At 60.5% G+C, this 21,088-nt stretch carries 14 protein-coding genes and 1 pseudogene; 6 read left to right on the plus strand and 9 right to left on the minus strand.

The genetic code is table 11. The features are described 5' to 3' along the window. Positions 1-16: 16 nt before the first annotated feature. From BLT85_RS05815 to BLT85_RS05825, 3 genes are all read right to left on the minus strand, one after another. Complete coding sequence (locus BLT85_RS05815; RefSeq protein WP_093392270.1) at positions 17-1,783, minus strand: alkaline phosphatase D family protein; 1,767 nt, start codon at positions 1,781-1,783, stop codon at positions 17-19. Positions 1,784-1,870: 87 nt separating this feature from the next. Continuing rightward, positions 1,871-2,917, minus strand: a complete 1,047-nt coding sequence (locus tag BLT85_RS05820; protein WP_093392271.1) for a DUF2817 domain-containing protein — start codon at positions 2,915-2,917, stop codon at positions 1,871-1,873. Positions 2,918-3,125: 208 nt separating this feature from the next. Continuing rightward, positions 3,126-4,346 carry a serine hydrolase domain-containing protein gene (locus BLT85_RS05825; RefSeq protein WP_093392272.1) on the minus strand — a complete coding sequence of 407 codons (1,221 nt, stop codon included), beginning with the start codon at positions 4,344-4,346 and terminating at the stop codon, positions 3,126-3,128. Between the two features lie 206 nt (positions 4,347-4,552). Here BLT85_RS05825 and BLT85_RS05835 point away from each other — a divergent pair. Next, positions 4,553-4,928: pseudogene (locus BLT85_RS05835) on the plus strand (YkgJ family cysteine cluster protein). Positions 4,929-4,932: 4 nt separating this feature from the next. Here BLT85_RS05835 and BLT85_RS05840 read toward each other — a convergent pair. The 3 genes from BLT85_RS05840 to BLT85_RS05850 are packed head-to-tail and all read right to left on the minus strand — an operon-like array spanning position 4,933 to position 8,552. Further along, a complete protein-coding gene (locus BLT85_RS05840) occupies positions 4,933-6,084 on the minus strand; it encodes a zinc-binding metallopeptidase family protein (protein ID WP_093392274.1) in 1,152 nt (383 codons plus the stop codon). A gap of 45 nt (positions 6,085-6,129) precedes the next feature. Continuing rightward, positions 6,130-7,095 (minus strand): alpha-E domain-containing protein, encoded by a 966-nt coding sequence (locus BLT85_RS05845; RefSeq protein ID WP_093392275.1) that lies wholly within the window; start codon positions 7,093-7,095, stop codon positions 6,130-6,132. A gap of 2 nt (positions 7,096-7,097) precedes the next feature. Continuing rightward, complete coding sequence (locus tag BLT85_RS05850) at positions 7,098-8,552, minus strand: circularly permuted type 2 ATP-grasp protein (protein ID WP_093392276.1); 1,455 nt, start codon at positions 8,550-8,552, stop codon at positions 7,098-7,100. 276 nt (positions 8,553-8,828) lie between these two features. Here BLT85_RS05850 and BLT85_RS05855 point away from each other — a divergent pair, with 276 nt between their 5' ends. Genes BLT85_RS05855 through BLT85_RS05865 form a run of 3 tightly spaced genes read left to right on the plus strand, consistent with a single transcriptional unit; the run spans position 8,829 to position 15,742 of the window. Next, positions 8,829-12,158: a transglutaminase family protein gene (locus BLT85_RS05855; RefSeq protein ID WP_093392277.1), complete on the plus strand. Its 3,330-nt coding sequence runs from the start codon at positions 8,829-8,831 to the stop codon at positions 12,156-12,158. Positions 12,159-12,215: 57 nt separating this feature from the next. Continuing rightward, on the plus strand, positions 12,216-14,807 hold the full coding sequence (locus BLT85_RS05860; protein ID WP_093392278.1) for a circularly permuted type 2 ATP-grasp protein: 2,592 nt from the start codon (positions 12,216-12,218) through the stop codon (positions 14,805-14,807). Positions 14,808-14,818: 11 nt separating this feature from the next. Further along, entirely contained in the window at positions 14,819-15,742 is a 924-nt protein-coding gene (locus BLT85_RS05865) for a transglutaminase family protein (protein ID WP_093392279.1), read from the plus strand. Between the two features lie 141 nt (positions 15,743-15,883). On the opposite strand, the gene BLT85_RS05870 is transcribed toward BLT85_RS05865, so the two are convergent. Then, on the minus strand, positions 15,884-17,551 hold the full coding sequence (locus tag BLT85_RS05870) for an electron transfer flavoprotein-ubiquinone oxidoreductase (protein ID WP_093392280.1): 1,668 nt from the start codon (positions 17,549-17,551) through the stop codon (positions 15,884-15,886). 297 nt (positions 17,552-17,848) lie between these two features. Here BLT85_RS05870 and BLT85_RS05875 point away from each other — a divergent pair, with 297 nt between their 5' ends. After that, a complete protein-coding gene (locus BLT85_RS05875) occupies positions 17,849-18,598 on the plus strand; it encodes an electron transfer flavoprotein subunit beta/FixA family protein (RefSeq protein WP_093392281.1) in 750 nt (249 codons plus the stop codon). Between the two features lie 2 nt (positions 18,599-18,600). After that, entirely contained in the window at positions 18,601-19,530 is a 930-nt protein-coding gene (locus BLT85_RS05880) for an electron transfer flavoprotein subunit alpha/FixB family protein (RefSeq protein ID WP_093392282.1), read from the plus strand. A 256-nt stretch (positions 19,531-19,786) separates the two neighbouring features. On the opposite strand, the gene lpxH is transcribed toward BLT85_RS05880, so the two are convergent. Together lpxH and BLT85_RS05890 are read right to left on the minus strand one after the other, a co-directional pair. Continuing rightward, entirely contained in the window at positions 19,787-20,521 is a 735-nt protein-coding gene (gene lpxH, locus BLT85_RS05885; RefSeq protein WP_093392283.1) for a UDP-2,3-diacylglucosamine diphosphatase, read from the minus strand. Between the two features lie 7 nt (positions 20,522-20,528). Beyond that, positions 20,529-21,023: a peptidylprolyl isomerase gene (locus BLT85_RS05890; RefSeq protein WP_093392284.1), complete on the minus strand. Its 495-nt coding sequence runs from the start codon at positions 21,021-21,023 to the stop codon at positions 20,529-20,531. Positions 21,024-21,088: the final 65 nt, after the last annotated feature.

Raw genomic sequence — 21,088 nt, forward strand, 5'->3', positions numbered from 1 at the left:
TGTCGGCGGGCTCTGCTCAGCTGCTGGCTACCAGGCGCCGGTTGGCCGAGCCGATGAAGGTGGTCAGCGTTTTGCTGCGTGCCGCGTCGATTGAATGGCTGCGCTGTTTGACCGTGTCGACGAAGCGCCAGTCGGCCCGCGCCTGCTCGTCGTTGAACGTCACGATGAGGTAGCCGCGTTGGCTGGCGTTGAGATAGCGCAGGGGGTCGACCAACGTGGTGATCACCTGCTCGGTCTGGCCTATCATGTCTGGTGGCACTGCAAGATAGCTTTCCAGCCCCGGCGAGGTGACCGATGCGGTCGCGAATTCGACGCCCACTGCCGAGCCATCAAGTGTCTCGAGATCACTCGCCCAGGCATTGTGGGTATCGCCGGCGAGCACCACCAGATTCTTGTCCAGCGAGCGGCTCAGACCCAGAATCACTTCACGCTCGTAGGCGTAGCCGTCCCAGGCATCCAGGTTGTACGGGATGACCGTCTCGACGCGCGCAATCTCGGCGGCGGTCAGGGTGGGGTCGTTCATCTGCATGCGCAGCTTGATCTGCACCAGTTCGCTGAACTGGGTCAGCAAATCGCCCCCGCTGGGGTTGCCAAGCGCGGTCAGCAACTCTGCCGGGAGCATCATGCGGCCCATCAGTACTTGTTGGCCGAGCACCTGCCAGGTGGCGGTGGAATTCGCCAGGCGCGCCTGGAGCCAGTCCATCTGCGTTTGTCCGAGTAAAGTGCGGCTTGAGTCGCTGGCGTCGGCTGCGAAAGCCTGAGCATCGAAGCCTGACTCGGTCGTGTAGGTGCCGTAGGACAGCTGTTCATCGCGTCCGATTACCCGCGTGTCGAGCATGTGCAGACTGACCAGGTCGCCGAAATCGAAGCTGCGGTAGATGGTCAACTCGTCGTTCGGATCGGCCGGCCGTATCGGCATCCATTCGAAATACGCCTGCAAGGCAGCAAGCTTGCGCTCCGTGAACTCGCCTTCACCCTCGTTATGGTTCTCGGCACCGTCGCGCCAGGTGTCGTTGGTGATTTCATGGTCATCCCACACCGCGATCATCGGCGCGGCGGCATGCAGCGTCTGCAGGTCCGAGTCGGTGCGATACAAGGCGTAGCGCTTGCGATAGTCGGCCAGGGCGAGCGTCTCGACATCGTTGTCCACGGGCAATGCGCGGCCCATGGCTTCAGCATCTTCGGTCGCGTAACCGCCCATCGAATACTCGTAAATGTAGTCGCCCAGGTGAACCACGGCGTCGAGGTCGGCTTCCTTCGCAGCTGCGGCATATACATGGAAGTAGCCGGCGGGGTAGTTGGAACAGGACAACACGGCGAAGCGCACCTGTTCGATGCCAGCGGAGGGCAAGGTTTTCATGCTGCCCGCTGGAGAGGTAACGCTGTTCGAGACGAAGCGATAGTGATACCGCTTGCCCGGTTCGAGATTCTGCACGTCCACCTTGAGTGTGTAGTCGCGGTCCGCGCTGGTGCGAGCGTTGCCGCTATGCAGAAGCTCGGTGAACCCGGCATCGGCCGCCACTTCCCACTGAACTGCGATGTCCGCCGTCTGCTCGTCAAGCGGGGTAACGCGCGTCCAGATGATGACCCGGTCGGCTAGCGGATCGCCACTGGCCACACCATGCTGGAAGGCGACCTGACGCAGGACTGGCGCGGGTTCCGGCTCGGATCGATTGGACGAGCCACTGCCACTCAGACATCCCTGCAAACCGGTCGAGACGACCACTCCTCCCAGCGCCAAGCCGGAAACCCGAAGAAAATCTCGCCGTGACATACCTTTCATGAAGCCGCTACTCCGTCTCTCGCCCTCGGGGGCTGGTTGATGAAAACGCAGCGAGGATGGCAGGGCAGTGTTACAGGAAGACGTCTGTCACTGGCCCGGCAGAAACCATTGGGCAATCGCCTGGCGGGCGAGTTCGTCACGCTTGTCCGGCGCGGGGATCCAGTTGCGCCAGCATTGGGTGGCGTTGGTAAGGAATTCGAACAAGGGCAGGTGTTGACGCAGCACCCGCCGTTTTCGGTGGCTGATCACTGGATTGAAGTAGCCGAAGTAATCGAGCATCTGCTTCGGGTTCTTGCGCACCCAGAGCCAGGACCCCATCTCGAGTGTGAATGGCAGAAAGATGTTCTGCGGATGTGCGTCACGGGCGTGGTCGTACAGGTAGTCCCAGAGATCGCCGTGGGTGGTGTAGTTGATCGACTGCGGCTCGATGATGTAGGGGTGGTGGTTGGGAAAGGTTCGCTCGTACAGTTGCTTGAGCGCAAAGACCTCGCCAATGTGTTCGATCGGCCGATGGCTGCGGGCGTAGCTGGACCATATCCGGTCGCGCCTGCCGAAGCCGCTATGACAATCCACACTGAGCGAAAAGGGCGCCGTGAGCAGGCGCTCCTGGACCGTGCGCACCAGCGCGGCGGCCTCTGCCTGCATCGGTTCATCGCGGTCCCCCCGATACCAGGGCAGATGCGGACTGAGTCGGTGGCCGCCCACCAGCCAGGGCACCGGTCCCATGGCTTCGACGGGCGCGTTGCGCATCAGGTCCACGCCGTTGAGGTTGCTGCGCGTGCGGTGCCAGATGCCCCCGGGATTGATCATCGGCATGAACACCAGCCTGACCTGTTCGAGCTGACTGCTGAGGCTCGCATCCCATTCCAACCGATGGATGAGACTATGCAACCAGGACAGCAAGACCTGCGTGCCAATCCGCTCGACGCCGTGCACACCACCGAAAAAGCCGATTACCGGAGCGGTTTCGCTGCGGCTGCCTAGCTCGATGACGCGAAGAGGGATGCCTATGCCATTGATACACACTGTATCGGCAACGTGGCTGCGCAAGTGCCGAGCACCCTGGTCGAGCAGGCTGTCGAGTTGCAGATGTTCTGGAAGATGACGTTGAATTTGATGAAGCGTTTCAGCCATGGCGGGTCACGTCGTGTTCTGTGACAGCAGCATGACAAAAGGGTGTTACAGCCAGGTGACAAGCTCTGTCCTAGGCTGGCATTCCCCGCCCCAGCGGGGCTTATGTAGGAGCGGGCATGACCGCGAAGAAGGATGCACCACGTAACCGGTGCAAGCGCTGCCTACGCCCCCGTCTTCGCGCCCAGGTGCGCTCCTACAATGCGAGCACTCAGTCCACCAGTGCACCGTAAATGATCGCCCGCAGTTCCTGCCGGATCGCATAGCTGGAAGAGGGGATAAGCTGGGTCATGAAGATCATCGACAGGTCTTCCACCGGGTCGATGAAGAAATTCGTGCTGGCCATTCCGCCCCAGCCGTACTCGCCGGTAGAGCCGTTGGTCTGCGACTTGGCGACATCGGTCTTGACGGAGAAACCCAGGCCGAAGCCGGTTCCCTCGTACGGCGTTTCGCTGAACGAGCCAACAGACACCGTCGGAAGGTCCTGATTGTCCGGCAGATGGTTCATGTGCATGAACTCCAGGGTCTTGCGACCGATGATTCGAGCGCCGTTCAACTCGCCGCCATTAGCCAGCGCCTGCACGAATCGATAGTAATCATCCACGGTGGAGACCAGTCCGCCACCACCGGAAAGATAGCCGTGCGCCCTGGTGAAGTTCGATTGCTGGGGATCGTCCTGCAGGGTGAACCTGTCGCCCGGCTTGTATTGATAACAGGCAGCGAATCGATCAATGCGGTCAGCAGGGACGGTAAAAAAGGTATCCGTCATGCCCAGCGGCCGGAAAATGTGCTCGACGAAATAATCGGTCAGCTCCATGCCGGACAGCACCTGCACCAGGTACCCGCATACGTCGGTGGAGACAGAATAGTTCCAGGCGCTCCCGGGCGAGAACTCAAGGGGCAGGCGAGAGAGTTCGTCGATCAGCCGCTCCAGCGTCAACCCAGGCCCACCATCGAGCTTGAGCGCACGATATGCCGCATCGACATTGGTGCGGTTCATGAAGCCATAGGTCAGGCCGGACTGATGCGTCAGCAGATCGCGGATCGTCATCGGTCTCGAAACAGCCGTCGTCATGAAGGTCGGGTGAACGCCCGCCTTGTATACCTGCAGGTTCTTCCAGGACGGAATGTACTTGTGTACTGGATCATCCAGAAGAAACCGGCCCTGTTCGTACAGCTGCATCAGCGCGATAGACGTGATCGGCTTGGTCATCGAGTACACCCGGAACAGGGTGTCGCGCTGCACTGGCTTGTCACGTTCGACATCCATCTGGCCACGCATGTCCAGATACGCGATCTCACCACGACGGGCAACGAGGGTAAGCGTGCCGGGCAGTTTTCCCGGTTCGAGATATCGGGATTGCAGATGTTCGCCGATACGCGCCAGACGTGTCGTATCCAGTCCGGCGATGATGCTTGAGTCGCTGGTCATGCTTGAATCCTGTTCCGTGTGCCAAGCCGATGATAGTACCTGTTTGGCGCGCCAGACCAAGGCCGCCCGGCCTTTGTTTATGAGCAGGCATAAGCAGTTGGCGGGTGAGATAAATATATTTTTCGAAGCGGGGTTCGGCAACTTGTGCGGAGGGCTTGAGACACAGTACAAATTGCGCTCCGAAGCCACCCGAGGTATCCGATGAAATGAGCGACGTGCCCTGTCTGAACTGCGGCGCCTGTTGTGCCACATTCAGGGTTTCATTCTATTGGGGCGAGACCGATGCCGCCCCGGAGGGAAGCATCCCCTCGCATCTCACCGAGCAGGTCAATCACTATTACAGCTGCATGCAGGGAACCAATCAGCCGAGCCCGCGATGCGTCGCGTTGCTAGGCAGCATTGGCGACGGCGTGCGCTGCAGCATCTACGACAAGCGCTCCAGTGCTTGTCGTGATTTTTCCTATCACGGCGAAAAACGGTCAGGCCAGCCCGACCTGTCAGCGCGCAAGGGCCATTCACGGCCTGCCCCCGCTGCCTTTCGATCCACAGGGGCCGGAGCTGATCCCGACCATCGCCGCCTGACGCGTCACCCGGCGCTGCCGTAGTCCGAGACTACGGCGTGCACCAGAAACAGTTTGCGCAAACTGTCCACATTCAGCACGAACGGGTACAGGTCCGGCATACCCATGCTGCGCGCCAGGACGTTCAGCACACTGGACAGCTGCACCCACCGGTTGATGAACGCCAGGAAATCCACCGGATCGGCATCCCCGGCCCGGCAGCCAGCCAATACGCTGCTGTCGAACGGGTCGGTCTGCAGGGCAAGCGTTTCCACCTGAAGCCCGTAATCCAGCGCTACGTTCAACGTGTCGGTCATGTGCAGATAGTGCGCCCAGGTTTCGGCCCAGTCTTCCCAGGGATGGGTGGCGGCATAGCTGCTGATGTAATGCTGGTTCCAGTCAGCCGGAGGGCCTTCGTTGTAATGCTTCTGCAAGGACTCTTGATAATCCATGCGGTCATCGCCGAACAGCTGTCGCACCGGTTCGAGCCAGGCGGAGTCGCGGACGAGCCGATCCCAGTAGTAGTGGCCCGATTCGTGGCGGAAATGGCCGAGCAGGGTGCGGTAGGGCTCGTGCATGTTCTCTCGCACCTTTTCCCTGTGCGATGGGTCGGCCTCATCCACATTCAGCGTTATCACTCCGTCGGCATGGCCGGTCATGACCGGGTCGCCACCGGGCGTCTGACGCAGGAAATTGAATCCCAGACCCTGTTGCCCGTCGAGTTTGCGTGACACCACGGGCAATCCGAGCAGAATCAACTGCGCGACCAGGCGGCGCTTGGCCTGTTCGATGCGAGCCCAGTGTTCGGCATTGTCGATCAGGTTAAGGTCGGGAATGGTCAGGTTCAGCGAGCAGGCGATGCAGAAGGGCGCGCTTGCCGAGTCGGTCACCAGCCAGTTGCATTGGGCTGGACCCTGCGCATTGGCGCAGCGCGCGTAGGCATTGCCGTGCTGTGGGCCTTCGCTGACGACGCGCCATTGGCCGTTCGCAGTCGATTCGATGCTGAGCAGGTCGCCCGCGGTCGGATGGTAGCCCAGGTCGGTACTGCAGCGGACGCACGAGAGATTGTCAAAGAACACGGCCTGGCCGCAACGGCAGCGCTGCACATGACCATTGGGATGATAATCGAACAGATGCTTGCCATTAGTACGTTCGACCAGACGATCGAAATAAGTCATTTCAGGTGCGCTCCATCGGGTCAACCGGAGCGCACCGAGTGGCTCCTATGACTGCTGCTGATGTTGAGTTGCTTCATCAGGCCTGGCGAAGTAGGTCTGACGGATAGCTTCATGCAAATCGGTAAAGTCGATCTGGATCTCGTCGACGAAGGCGTGCAGACGTTCCGGCTCCGCCGCCAGACGCGCGATCTCGGCTGCGGAAATGTCATTGACGCAGCTTTCGACCTCCTGCAAAGCCTGTTCGTGCCGTGGCAGGCTGCGCAAAGCGACCGTCAGCCGGTCGAGCGAGCAGCATACCGAGCGCGGAAACTGCCGATCCTGAAGCAGGAAGCGCAGCACATCCGGGCCGCGAACGCGCAGACGAACGTGCTGGCGATACATCTGATAGCCGCTCAGGGACTTGAGTACGCTCATCCATTGGAGATTCTCGAAGGGCGTCAGTTCCTCTGCGTTCTTCGGCAACAGATTGGCCGATCGCACATCGATGATGCGTGTGGTCATGTCGGCGCGTTCTATCTGCCGGCCAAGCATCAGGAAGGTCCGTGCCTGGGTATAGCTGAGCGTCCCCTCAATCAGCCCGTTTACCGTCTGGCAACTGCGGATTACCCGGCCGAGGAAGGCGTCGCGACGGCGCGGTGTGATGCCCTGTTCGACCTGCTCCTTGACGCTTAGGAACAGATGATTGACCTCTTCCCAGATCTCCCGCGGGATGATGTCCCGGGTCGTACGCAGGTTCTCACGCGCCGAATTCAATGAGCACAGAATCGAGCCGGAGTAGCGGGTGTCGCCGCACATGAACGCCAGGACGCTCGACTCGTCACGAACCGAGTAGTGCTCATCGAACAGTGCGTCGTTACCGGTTATGGCGATGATCTCCGCCCAGCCCAGCTTGGTTGGCCTTGGCAGATCCAGCATCAAGTTGCTGCTGACGCTGAGCAGCCGGGCGGTGTCTTCGGCGCGCTCCAGGTAGCGGGCGAGCCAATAGATGTTCTCTGCAACTCTTGAAAGCATGATCAGTTCCCCGCGCCGTCGACGATCCAGGTGTCCTTGCTGCCGCCGCCCTGCGACGAGTTGACTACCAGCGAACCCTTGGTCAGCGCCACCCGCGTCAGCCCGCCGGTAGTCACCCAGGGTTTTTCTCCGGAGAGAATGAACGGGCGCAAGTCGACATGACGGCCTTCGAGTTCGTCGCCGCACAAGGTGGGGGACGTGGACAGGCTCAGCGTCGGTTGAGCCATGTAATTGCGCGGGTTGGCCTTGATCAGATCAGCGAATGCCTCACGCTCCTTGGCAGTGGCGTGCGGCCCGATGAGCATGCCGTAGCCGCCCGATTCGTTCGCCGGCTTGACGACCAGCTTGTCGAGATTGGCCAGCACGTACTCGCGATCCTTGTCGAACATGCATAGATAGCTGGGCACGTTGGGTAGCAAGGGTTCTTCGCCAAGATAGTACTGAATGATCTGCGGTACGAAGGCGTACACCACCTTGTCGTCCGCTACCCCGGCGCCGGGTGCGTTGGCCAGGGCAACGTTACCGGCGCGCCAGGCGCGCATCAGCCCTCGCACCCCGAGCGCGGAGTCGGGATTGAACACCTCCGGATCGATGAACATGTCATCGACGCGGCGGTAGATCACGTCGACCCGGGACACGCCGTCGATCATGCGCATGTACACGCAGTCGTCGTCGCCTACGTACAGGTCGCTGCCTTCGACCAACTGAATGCCCATCTGCTGTGCGAGATAGGAATGTTCGTAGTACGCCGAGTTGTAAATGCCGGGCGTCAGGATGACGATAACCGGGTCGTCGCCGGGCCGAGGCGACATGGAAGCCAGCATATCGTAGAGCTGGGAGGTGTAGTCATCGACCGGCTGGATCCGGCCGGTTGCGAACAGGTCCGGCAGAACGCGCTTGGTCACGTTGCGGTTTTCCAGCATATAGGAGACGCCGGACGGTACCCGTAAATTGTCTTCGAGCACGTAAAGCGTTCCGTCCTTGTCGCGGACCAGATCGGAGCCACAGATGTGCGCCCAGACGTTGTGCGGTGTCTTCACCCCGACGCATTGCGGGCGAAAGTTGACCGACTGCTCCAGAATCTCCGCGGGAAAGACCTTGTCCTTGATGATTCGCTGATCGTGGTAGAGATCATCGATGAACATGTTCAGCGCCTGCACGCGCTGCTTGAGCCCGGCCTCGGTCTTCTGCCATTCAGCCAGCGGAATGATTCGCGGCACAATATCGAACGGCCAGGCACGGTCGATCATGCTGCCTTCGGTATACACCGTGAAGGTGATCCCCATCAGCTGTATGGCGACTTCTGCGGCGGTCTTGTGCTCCGCCAGCTCGCGGGCATCCAGATCCGCAAGGTACTTGCAGAGCATGGCAGCCTCGGGGCGCGGCTTTCCCGGCGCAGCGATAAGTTCGTCGTAAAAGCCTTTGGCGGTGTATTGGTCCCAGTTCACTTTGCTCATTCATCTACTCTGTCGGCAGGTAGTGGTGAACGTTGCGCTGCAATTGCCATACCAGCGAGGCGGTGCGGCGGGGCGGCAGAACAGCGAGACGATCGCTCAAATAGGGCTATGCTGTGTATGTCACATGCTGGTGATATCAGCTTAGCAGGCGAGACGGAAAGCGCCCGTCACCGGCACGCAAAGCTCGCCATGAATCGTTGGCATAGCCATTGCTTTCGCCACTGGGCCAGCTCAGGCGTAGCGACAGACTCGAGCCTCAACCCCGGGAACTGATAGATGACCATCCGTGTAGCACTCAGGCATTCCACGCGTTACGACTTCGACAAGCCGGTATCCGTGGCACCGCATCAGGTTCGCCTGCGGCCCGCACCGCATTGCAGGACGCCGATCGAGGCTTATAGCCTGAAGGTCGAAGGAGGGGACTATTTCCTCAACTGGCAGCAGGATCCATTCGGCAACCATGTCGCGCGGCTGGTGTTCCCGGAAAAGATCGATCACCTGCACGTCACCGTCGAGCTGCAAATCCCGATGACGGTGGTCAATCCCTTCGATTTCTTTGTCGAGGAATACGCCGAGCATTTCCCTTTCGAGTACCCCGAAGCGCTGCGCAAGGAGCTAGGGCCGTACCTGGAGAAGTCCGAAGCTGGCCCGCTGTTGAACAAGTGGCTCGAGTCCGTTCCGCAGGATGAACGGCCGATTAGCGACTTTCTCGTCGACATCAACCAGCGGCTGTCGCAGCACATCGAATATCTCATCCGTATGGAGCCTGGCGTACAGACTCACGAGGAAACCCTCGAGCTCAAGCGCGGCTCCTGCCGTGATACATCCTGGCTGCTGGTGCAGATATTCCGTCAGTTGGGCCTGGCAGCGCGCTTCGTATCCGGTTACCTGATCCAGCTCACCGCCGACGTCAAGGCTCTGGACGGGCCGTCTGGGACGGACGTCGACTTCACCGATCTGCATGCCTGGTGCGAGGTGTTCATTCCCGGTGCCGGCTGGATCGGCCTGGATCCTACCTCCGGTTTGTTCGCTGGCGAAGGGCATCTCCCCCTGGCCGCCACGCCAGAGCCATCCAGCGCTGCGCCGATCACCGGAGCGACCGAGCCGTGCGAGGTCGAATTCGGCTTTGACATGACGGTCACGCGGGTCCACGAAGACCCGCGCGTCACCAAGCCGTATACCGAAGACGAATGGAAACGCATCGAGTCATTGGGCCAGCAGGTGGACGCACAACTCGACGCGCTTGATGTGCGCCTGACCATGGGTGGCGAACCCACTTTCGTCTCGATCGACGACATGGATGCACCAGAATGGACCATTGCGGCGCAGGGTCCGACCAAAAGAGGGCTTTCCGAGCAATTGCTCAAGCGACTGCGGCCGCACTACGCGCCGCGGTCGCTGATCCATTACCAGCAGGGTAAATGGTATCCGGGCGAGCCGCTTCCGCGCTGGGCGCTGGCCTGCTATTGGCGCCGAGACGGGCAGCCGATGTGGCAGGACGACCGCTGGCTGGCCGATATGGACACCGATTACGACATCAACGAAGACGACGCGCGAATCTTTGCCCGCGAGCTGGTCGGGCGGCTTGGGCTTAGCGACCGCTTCCTGATCCCCTGTTACGAGGATGCTTACTACTACCTGTGGCTGGAGCAGACCCAGCCGGTGGATATCGACCTGCTTGAGGCGGACCTGGACGACGACGAAAACCGTGCGCGCCTGGCCAGGTTGCTCGAACGCGGACTCGATTCGCTCACCGGTCTCGCCTTGCCATTGGCCAAGAGCGTCAAGGGCGATGAATGGGAAAGCGGCGCCTGGCCGGTCCGGCGCGACCATCTCTTCCTGGTTCCCGGTGACTCGCCGATGGGCTTGCGCCTGCCGCTGTCGGCCCTGCCGATTGCCAAGCGCGACGAACCTTTGCCGCGCTCACTCTTCGAGCCGCTACCGGCGTTGCCTGATATTCACGGCGAGGTCGCCAGCCGTTACAACGACCAGCAGGCGGCGAAGATCCGCGATATGGGCCGCCATCATCAGGGCTCTGGACAGGACTGGCAGGAGCAACAACCGGATATGGTCGACAGCGGGGTGATCGGAACCGCGCTTTGTATCGAGCCGCGTGACGGCAAGCTGTTCGTCTTCCTCCCTCCGCTGGTGCAGCTCGAGGACTACATCCAGCTGCTGGCGACCGTCGAGCAAACCGCGGCGCACCTGAACATGCCGGTGTGTGTCGAAGGCTATCCGCCACCATCGGATCCGCGCATCGAGAAGTTCATGATCACGCCGGATCCGGGCGTAATCGAAGTCAACGTCATGCCGGCTGCGAGCTGGAAGGACATGGTTCGCAATACGCGCATTCTGTATGAGGAGGCGCGCCTGACGCGTCTGGGTACCGAGAAGTTCATGCTGGACGGCCGTCACACCGGCACTGGCGGCGGAAACCACGTCACCCTTGGCGGACAGACACCGGCCGATTCGCCGTTTCTGCGCCGACCGGACCTGCTGGCCAGCATGCTGACCTTCTGGCAGCACCACCCGAGCCTCTCCTTTCTCTTCTCTGGACTGTTCATCGGACCGACCAGCCAGGCGCCGCGCGTCGACGAGGCGCGCCACGAAGCGCTGTATGAACTGGAAATCGCGCTCGGGCAGATGCCGAAAGGGGAGGTGCCGCAACCGTGGCTGGTGGACCGGCTCTTGCGTCATCTGCTCACCGATATTACCGGCAACACCCATCGCGCCGAATTCTGCATCGACAAGCTGTATTCACCGGACTCGGCTACCGGGCGACTTGGCCTACTGGAACTGCGCGGGTTCGAAATGCCACCGCATCCCGAAATGAGCCTGATGCAGCAGCTGCTTATCCGCGCGCTGGTGGCACGCTTTTTCGCCGAACCCTATCGGCAACCGCTGGTGCGCTGGGGTACAGCGTTGCACGACAAGTGGATGATGCCGCACTTCATCTGGGAAGATCTCGGAGAGGTCGTCGCCGATCTGCGCGCCCATGGCTTCCCGTTCGAACAGGAGTGGTTTGCACCGTTTCTGGAGTTTCGCTTTCCGCATATTGGCGATGTCCGTTACCAGGGCGTCGGCCTGCGCATCCGTCAGGCCATTGAACCCTGGCACGTGCTGGGAGAAGAGACCGCAGGCGGAGCTACTGCGCGCTACGTGGACTCGTCGGTCGAGCGAGTCGAGGTCAAGGTCAGCGACTTCAATGCCTCGCGTCATGTGCTGACCTGCAACGGGGTGCAAGTGCCGCTGCAGTCCACTGGCGTGCCGGGCGAAGCGGTCGCCGCGGTGCGTTTTCGCGCCTGGCAACCACCCTCTGCACTGCACCCGAACATCGCGGTGCATGCGCCGCTGGTCTTCGATCTGGTAGACACCTGGAATCAACGCTCGATGGGCGGATGCACCTACCACGTGGTGCATCCGGCAGGACGCAACTACGAGACCTTCCCGGTCAACGCGAACGAAGCGGAGGCCCGGCGCATGGCGCGTTTCTGGGATCACGGGCATACCCAGGGCCGGATCGTGCGGATCGAGCAGGCACCCGGTCAGGAATATCCGCATACCCTCGATTTGCGCCGTGCGGCGATCAGGCCGCCTGGGCTATAATGCCGGCCTGGTTTTACCATCGAGGCGCCTCCCGGTCAGGGTCTAGCGGAACATAACATGCAGCCTTCCGGCAAAATGGACCCTGCGGTCAAAGCGCTGCTCGGGGAATACCCTGGGCACGCCGCCCACGACGAGGTCTACAACGAGGATCGTCAGCCGCGCGCGCACTGGCAAGCGCTGCTGGATGACTTCGCCCAGTTGGGGCCGGACATGCTCTCCAGCCGATTCGAGGAAGCGCAGAACCTGCTTCACGAGAACGGCGTCACCTTCAATCCCTATGAAGATGACCCCGGTCAGCTGCGCTCCTGGCAGCTCGACACCATGCCGTGGGTAATCAGCACCGAAGAATGGCAGGATCTGGAAGCAGGCCTGAAGCAGCGCAGCCGGTTGCTGGAGCACTTGCTCGATGACCTGTATGGCGAGCGGAGGGTAATCCAGGACGGGCTTTTGCCTCCGGAACTGGTATTCACGCATCCGGGCTTTCTGTTCGCAGCCGCTGACTCGCCGTCCCACCTCGAACGCCCGCTGCTGATCTTCCACGGTACCGACGTCATCCGCGACCAGTACGGCCGCTGGCAGGTGCTGGCGGACTGGACCCAGTCGCCCTCCGGTGCAGGCTATGCACTGGAAAACCGCATCACCCTCGCTCGCGCCTTGCCGAGCATTTATCGCGATGCGCCGATCAAGCGCCTGGCGGGCTTTCTCCAGGCTCAGCATCGTTGTCTGGCGAGTCTCGCCAACACCCAGCGCGAGCAGCCGAATATCGTTTTGTTGTCGCCGGGCCCGGGTAGCGCCGGTTACTTCGAGCATGCCTGGCTGGCCAACTACATGAACTTTGCTCTGGTAGAGGGTGATGACCTGGTGGTGCGTGACGGCCAGGTTGCGATGCGCACCCTGGGTGGATTGATGCAGGTAGACGTCATCGTGCGCCAGATTAATGATCCCTGGTGCGACCCGCTGGAGTTGCGTGCCGACTCGCTGCTCGGTGTCCCTGGGCTGTTGCAGGCAGCCCGCAACGGCGAGGTGCGTATCGCCAACGCGCTCGGAGCTGGCGTGCTGGAGCATCCAGCCCTGTCTGCGTTTCTGCCTCGTCTGTGTCGGCACTTCCTCGGCGAAGAGCTTATCCTGCCGTGCCGCGAGACGCTCTGGTGTGGTAATCCCGAATCGATCGAGACGATCAACCACTCCATGGATGACTGGCTCCTCCGGGATATCGCTCGGCCGGGGAAGGTGCTGCGTCCCGATCAGATGAGTCTCGATGCGCTGAAGGACTTGCGATCAGACCTGACACGGCGGCCGCACATGTTCACCGCGCAGCGCCTGCTCGAGTCTGCAGTAACGCCCGGGTTCAATCCGCAGACCCGGTTGCTCGAACGGCAGCACACCACCTTGCGATTCTTCAGTCTAGTCGAGCCCGACGACCTGAAGAAACCGGTCAGCGAGCGCAATTTCCGCATTATGCCGGGCGGCCTGGCCTGGGTCGGCGAGCCGGGTGCGCCGCTGCTGCAAAGTCGTACAGTCAAGGATGTCTGGGTACTGGCGCCCGTGCCGCAACCGCATATCAGTCTGCTACGCCAGGCCCAGGGACCTATCGTGGTCACCCGCGATGGCAAGGACCTGCCTTGCCGCGTGGCCGAAAGTCTGTTCTGGATGGGCCGCTATGGCGAGCGGCTCGATACCCGATCAAGGCTGCTTCGTGAGGCACTTGCGCGTCTGCTGCAGGAAGACCGCCACGAATCAGGCTCCAACGTGTTGCCGGACCTGCTGACAGCACTCGAAATTACGCTGGAACCGGAAGAGACTGAAAGTGCAGCCGTGCCGCCGCTGGGATACGGTCGCTTCGGTCGCGATTATCTGGCCACTCGTGACCGGCTCTTGCAGCTATTCGCTGACGACCAGCCTGACGGCCTACCGGTGCTTTTCGGACACTTTGTCCGCAACAGCCGGGCGGTGCGCGACCATCTGGGCGACGATACCTGGCGAGCGATCAACAGCATGCGGCAGCGGTTCAACACCATTTCGCGTACCCGTGGCGTGGTGGTCGGCCAGCGGCATCTCGAAGCCATGATGATTGACCTGTCCGCGTTCTTTGGGCTGTGCAACGAAACCATGCCGCATCACTACGGCTGGCGTTTCCTCGATATCGGTCGATTTATCGAACGCGCTCTGGGGAGTCTGGAATTGTTGAAACTGGCGCTGCTCACGGCCAGTCAGCCGGGTATCCCTTTGTGGGAAGTGGTTCTCTCGTCCACCGACAATTTCACCGTGTACCGGCGGCGCTACCGGTCCCAGCTGCATCCTTCGGCGATCCTCGACTTGCTGCTGTTCGACGAGACCAATCCACGGTCGATCGGCTACATGCTCAAGCGACTCGGCCGGCAGATCGAGAAGCTCCCTTCCCCCGGTAGCTCTCCGTATCGCAACCTGGAGACCCGGTTGATCATCGAAGCGACCAGCCGACTGCACCTGGTGGACATCGACAAGCTGACCAATCTGGAGCGCTCGGCCGACGCCCGCGAGGCGCTGACCACTTTGCTGGATGGATTGATCGGCCCGATGGCCGAACTCTCCAATGCGATTTCGCACAGTCATTTCAGTCACGTGGAAAGTCCGCGGCAGCTGGTGACCGTTCAGTACAACCTGACCTGACCACGGCGCCCATGAGATACCACCTACGACACACCACCCGCTACGAATACAGCGGCTCGGTTACGCTCAGCCACAACGAGGCACGGATTCTGCCGCGTTCGTTGCCGTGGCAGCTATGCGACAACACGAGCATGGTCATCTCGCCGCAGCCCGAACGGATGCGCGAGCGGACCGATTTCTTCGGTAACCGCGTAGTGTACTTCTCGATCGAGAGTCTGCATGAAAGCCTGCAGGTCGATGTAAACAGCGACATCCAGACCTTCCCGCGCCCGCGGCCATCTCAGGACTTCTTCTCCAGCATCGCCTGGGAGGACGCAGTTCGCGAGATGCGCCAGGACACGGTGAACAGCAACCGCGACAGTCTGGACGCACGGCTCTATGCACTCGATTCGCCATTCATTCATGCGCATCGCAGCCTGGCTGATCTGGCTATCATCAGTTTCGGTGCTGGCCGCAATCTGCTGGACTCGGTGCTCGAACTCAATCAGCGCATCTATGCCGAGTTTACCTACGATCCCGAGTCGACGACCATCGCCACACCTCTACGCGACGTGTTGGCCAACCGGCGCGGGGTATGCCAGGATTTCGCTCACCTGGCCATCGGCTGTCTGCGCTCGCTAGGCCTGGCGGCTCGCTACGTCAGTGGATACATGGAAACCAAGCCGCCTGAGGGGCAGCAGAAACTGGTCGGCGCGGATGCCACGCACGCTTGGGTCGCTGTATTCATTCCCGGTTGGGGCTGGCTCGAGATCGATCCCACCAACGGCTGCTTGCCGGACGAGCGCTATGTGATTCTCGGCTGGGGCAGGGACTTTGCCGACGTGACGCCTTTGAAAGGGGTAATGACCGGGGGCGGGGAGCACACCCTGACCGTAGCGGTCGATGTGATCCCTTTGCATGACGAGCCGGTCGCGGGGTTGATGGCCAACATCTGAGCGGCGAGCGGTCCATCGCGGCTGGCGCCGCTCCCACCGGAACCCTCGATGGATTGTGCAGGGGAAGATCTGGGCCTGATAGTTCAGGTTGCAATGCACATAAAAAACCCGGCTTTCGCCGGGTTTTTTATGCCGCCAACATCACATGTTGGGGTAATTCGGACCACCGGTGCCTTCCGGCGCCACCCAGTTGATGTTCTGCGAAGGATCCTTGATGTCACAGGTCTTGCAGTGCACACAGTTCTGGGCGTTGATCTGGAAGCGCTTGCCTTCACCGTTGTCGGCGTCGACAACTTCGTATACACCGGCCGGGCAATAGCGTTGCGCAGGCTCGTCGTACAGCGGCAGGTTCTTCTCGATCGGGATGCTCGGATCCTTCAGCTTCAGGTGAACCGGCTGGTCTTCTTCATGGTTGGTGTTCGACAGGAACACCGAAGACAGCTTGTCGAAGCTCAGCACGCCGTCCGGCTTGGGATACTCGATCTTCGGCGCTTCGTCTGCCTTCTTCATGCACGCGTAGTCCGGAGTGAGATCGCGCAGTGTTACCGGGCTCTTGCCGCTGAAGATGTTCTGGTCGACGAAGTTGAAGGCACCGCCGAAGAAAGCGCCGAACTTGTGAATCGCCGGCCCGAAATTGCGCGAGCGGTACAGTTCGTCATATACCCAGCTGCCCTTGAATTTCTCGACGTAGCCGTTGAGCAGATCGCCGCCTTCGCTACCGCCGGCCAGTGCTTCCAGGATGGCGTCAGCAGCCAGCATGCCGGATTTCATCGCCGTATGGCTGCCCTTGATCTTGGCGAAGTTGAGCGTGCCCAGATCACAACCGATCAGCGCGCCGCCGGGGAAGACCATCTTCGGCAGGGCGTTGTATCCACCCTTGCAGATCGCGCGGGCGCCATAGGAGACGCGCTTGCCACCGTCCAGATACTGCTTGATGACCGGATGGTGCTTGTAGCGCTGGAACTCGTCGAACGGTGAGAGGTGCGGGTTGCTGTACGACAGGTCCACGATCAGACCCACCACGACCTGGTTGTTCTCCAGGTGATAGAGGAACGAGCCACCGGTGTTCTCGTTGCCCATCACGTCCAGCGGCCAGCCGGCGGTGTGTACCACCAGACCCTGCTCGTGCTTGGCCGGGTCAATGTCCCAGATTTCCTTGATGCCGATGCCGTAGTGCTGCGGGTCGGACTCGTCGCACAGGTTGTAACGGGCCATCAGCTGCTTGCCGATGTGTCCGCGGCAGCCTTCGGCAAACAGGGTGTACTTGGCACGCAACTCCATACCTGGGGTATAGAAGCCTTCCTTCGGGTTGCCTTCACGGTCAACACCCAGGTCGCCGGTGACGATCCCACGAACGATGCCTTCTTCGTCGATCAGTGCTTCCTGCGCGGCGAAGCCGGGGTAGATTTCGACGCCGAGGTTTTCGGCCTGCTGGGCCATCCAGCGGCATACGTTACCGAGGGAGACGATGTAGTTGCCCTCGTTGTGCATGGTCTTGGGCACCAGGAAGTTGGGCAGCTTGTTGCCTTTCTCCGGGCCGGTGAGGAAATAGATGTCGTCGCGCGTGACTTCGGTGTTCAGCGGGGCGCCCAACTCTTTCCAGTCGGGGAACAGTTCGGTCAGCGCACGGGCTTCGATTACCGCGCCAGACAAGATGTGGGCGCCCACTTCGGAGCCTTTTTCCACAACGCAGACGCTGATTTCCTGACCTTTTTCCGCTGCCTGCTTCTTGAGCTGACAGGCCGCACCGAGACCGGACGGGCCGGCACCGACGATGACAACGTCAAACTCCATGAATTCGCGTTCCACTATGTATCTCCTACTTTAGGCCCAATCAAAATCGATTTGTCGTGAGATCTTCCGTGATCGGTTTAGCCGGGCATTATATCAGCCCGAATAGGTCGCTCCAACGCAAAGATGTGTCGCGCGTTCAATACGACTTTTTATCTAGACCCAACTTGACCCTAAAGAGTGCGGTCGGCATGATAACAAATTCTGAATAAATGATGCCCCGGCGTCGATTTTGTGAACGATTTTATCGTTCTGGTCACCAAATAAGGCAGCGCATCGCGCTTTGCCTTATCGATTCACTCAAGCGAGGCTGCCATGAAGGTACTAGTAGCGGTTAAACGCGTGGTCGATTACAACGTCAAGGTTCGCGTCAAAGCGGACAACACCGGTGTCGATCTCGCCAACGTCAAGATGTCGATGAACCCCTTCTGCGAAATCGCCGTGGAAGAGGCCGTGCGCCTGAAAGAAAAAGGCGTGGCGACTGAAATCGTCGCCGTATCGGTTGGCCCGACTGCCGCTCAGGAACAGCTGCGTACCGCGCTGGCTCTGGGTTGCGACCGCGCCATTCTGGTCGAAAGCACCGAAGAACTGAGCTCGCTGGCCGTCGCCAAGCTGCTCAAGGGTGTGGTCGACAAGGAACAGCCCCAGCTGGTCATTCTTGGCAAGCAGGCGATCGACTCGGACAACAACCAGACCGGCCAGATGCTGGCTGCGCTGTCCGGCTACGGCCAGGGTACCTTCGCCTCTGAAGTCAATGTCGATGGCGAGCGCGTCAAGGTTACCCGTGAAATCGACGGCGGCCTGCAGACCGTTGACCTGAAGCTTCCGGCCATCGTCACCACTGACCTGCGCCTGAACGAGCCGCGCTACGCTTCGTTGCCGAACATCATGAAGGCGAAGAAGAAGCCGCTGGAAACCATCAAGCCTGACGACCTCGGCGTGAGCACCAGCTCCACCGTCAAGGTTCTCAAGGTCGAGTCGCCAGCTGCACGCAAGGGCGGCATCAAGGTCAAGAGCGTCGACGAGCTGGTCGACAAACTCAAGAACGAAGCCAAGGTGATCTGAACATGACAACTCTGGTTATTGCAGAACACAACAACGCCGAGCTCATCGCCTCGACTCTGAACACAGTGGCTGCGGCCAAGGCCATCGGCGGTGACATCGAAGTGCTGGTTGCCGGTGAAGGTTGCCAGGCCGTGGCTGACGCCGCTGCCAAGATCGAAGGCGTGTCCAAGGTGCTGCTGGCTGACAACGCGGCCTACGCGCACCAGCTGCCGGAAAACATGGGCCTGCTGATTGCCGAACTCGGCAAGAACTACAGCCACATCCTGGCCAGCGCCAGCACCAACGGCAAGAACTACATGCCGCGCGTTGCTGCCCTGCTGGACGTCGATCAGATCTCCGAGATCTCCGGTGTCGACAGCGCTGATACCTTCACCCGTCCGATCTACGCCGGTAACGCCATTGCCACCGTGCAGTCCAGCGCTTCGGTCAAGGTCATCACCGTACGTTCCACCGGTTTCGACCCGGTCTCCGGCGAAGGCGGCAGCGCCAGCGTCGAGAACGTCTCCAGCGCGCAGGATGCCGGTGTGTCCAGCTTCGTTGGTGAAGAGCTGGCCAAGTCGGATCGTCCCGAGCTGGCGGGTGCCGACATCGTCATCTCCGGCGGTCGTGGCATGCAGAACGGCGAGAACTTCGAGATGCTGTACAAGCTCGCCGACAAGCTCGGCGCTGCGGTCGGTGCCTCGCGCGCCGCGGTTGACGCAGGCTTCGTACCCAACGACATGCAGGTTGGCCAGACCGGCAAGATCGTTGCACCGAACCTGTACGTCGCAGTGGGCATCTCCGGTGCCATCCAGCACCTGGCTGGCATGAAGGACTCCAAGGTGATCGTGGCGATCAACAAGGACGAAGAAGCGCCGATCTTCCAGGTAGCTGACTACGGCCTGGTAGGCGATCTGTTCGAGCTGGTCCCTGAGCTCGAAAGCAAGGTCTAAGCGGTACGTTGCAACAGGAAACCCGGCTTCGGCCGGGTTTTTTGCTTGTTCGTGATCATCATTCAGTTGCAAGAGCGGGCATGGCCGCGAAGAACAATGCACGGTGTCCGAACAGGACCCTTGTGGTAGCAAAGAATCCGCTTTCGCGCCCAGGTGCGCTCCTACATCAGACTATGCGTTACGTGTAAGACGGGCGGGGTCGCCGAGGCATGACCGCGAAGAAGACTGCACTTCGGCTGATCGTGGACGCAAGAATTTAGGCGTCGCTACCTAGCTCAAACGACTCCAGCCGATAACCGCGTTCATCCACTTCCAGCACCCAACCCTGGCGATCCCAGTCCCCCAGCACGATGCGCTGCGCCGCTCTGCCGTCGATCTGCAGCTCATGTACGGCTGGCCGATGGGTATGGCCGTGAATTAGGGTGCGCACATCATGTCGGTGCATGACGGCTTCGACCGCCTGCTGATTCACGTCGGTAATGTCGCTGGCTTTCATACGGGTTCGCGTTTGGCTTTCGCTGCGCAGTTTTCGTCCAATGCGATGGCGGGTAGACAGGGGGAGGGCGTTGAGCACCGCGACCGATACAGGATTGCGCAGCCACCGTCGCATCTTCATGTAACCGACATCATCGACGCATAAGCTGTCTCCATGCATGAGCAGAACTCGCTCGCGATTCAATGTCACGATGCTCGGGTCCGGCAACAGGGTTGCCCCTGCCTTGCGGCAGAACCGTTTGCCGAGCAGGAAGTCGCGGTTGCCATGCATCAGATAAATCCGTGTTTCGGTATCGGCGAGCCGGGCGAGGGCAGCGGCAACCTGATCACCCAGAAGATTAGGATCATCGTCACCCAACCACACTTCGAAGAAATCGCCGAGGATGTACACCGCTTCGCAGCCGACGGCGTGTTCATCAAGGCAATGCAAAAACGCCCGGGTGATGTCCGGGCGTTCGGCTTCCAAATGCAGGTCTGACAGGAAGAGGTAGCGCATTCGGCGCTCAGTCGACCAGTTCGGCGCGCTCGATGATCACGTCGTCAGCGGGCACGTCCTGGTGGCCGTTACGCATGGTAGTCGAGACCGACTTGATCTTCTCCACCACGTCCATGCCTTCGGTAACCTGACCAAAAACCGTATAGCCCCAGCCCTGGACGGTCGGCGCACTGTGGTTGAGGAAATCGTTGTCGGCAACGTTGATGAAGAACTGCGCGCTGGCCGAATGCGGCTCCATGGTACGAGCCATGGCCACAGTGCCTTTTTTGTTGGCAACGCCATTGTTGGCTTCGTTCTTGATCGACTTGCGAGTTTCCTTTTGCTTCATGCCTGGCTCGAAACCGCCGCCCTGGATCATGAAGTTGGGAATCACACGGTGAAAAATGGTGTTGTCGTAGTGGCCGTCGCGGACATACTGCTTGAAGTTCTCCACGGTTTCCGGCGCCTTGTCGGCGAACAGTTCCAGGGTAATGACACCATAGTTCGTGTGCAGTTTGACCATGCAGGCAATCCTCGGCTGGATGTAAACAGGGGTTCGTTGTTGCGGTATGATAAGCGCTTTGGCCT

Origin of the sequence: Halopseudomonas xinjiangensis (assembly GCF_900104945.1) — a bacterium.
GTDB classification, from domain to species: domain Bacteria; phylum Pseudomonadota; class Gammaproteobacteria; order Pseudomonadales; family Pseudomonadaceae; genus Halopseudomonas; species Halopseudomonas xinjiangensis.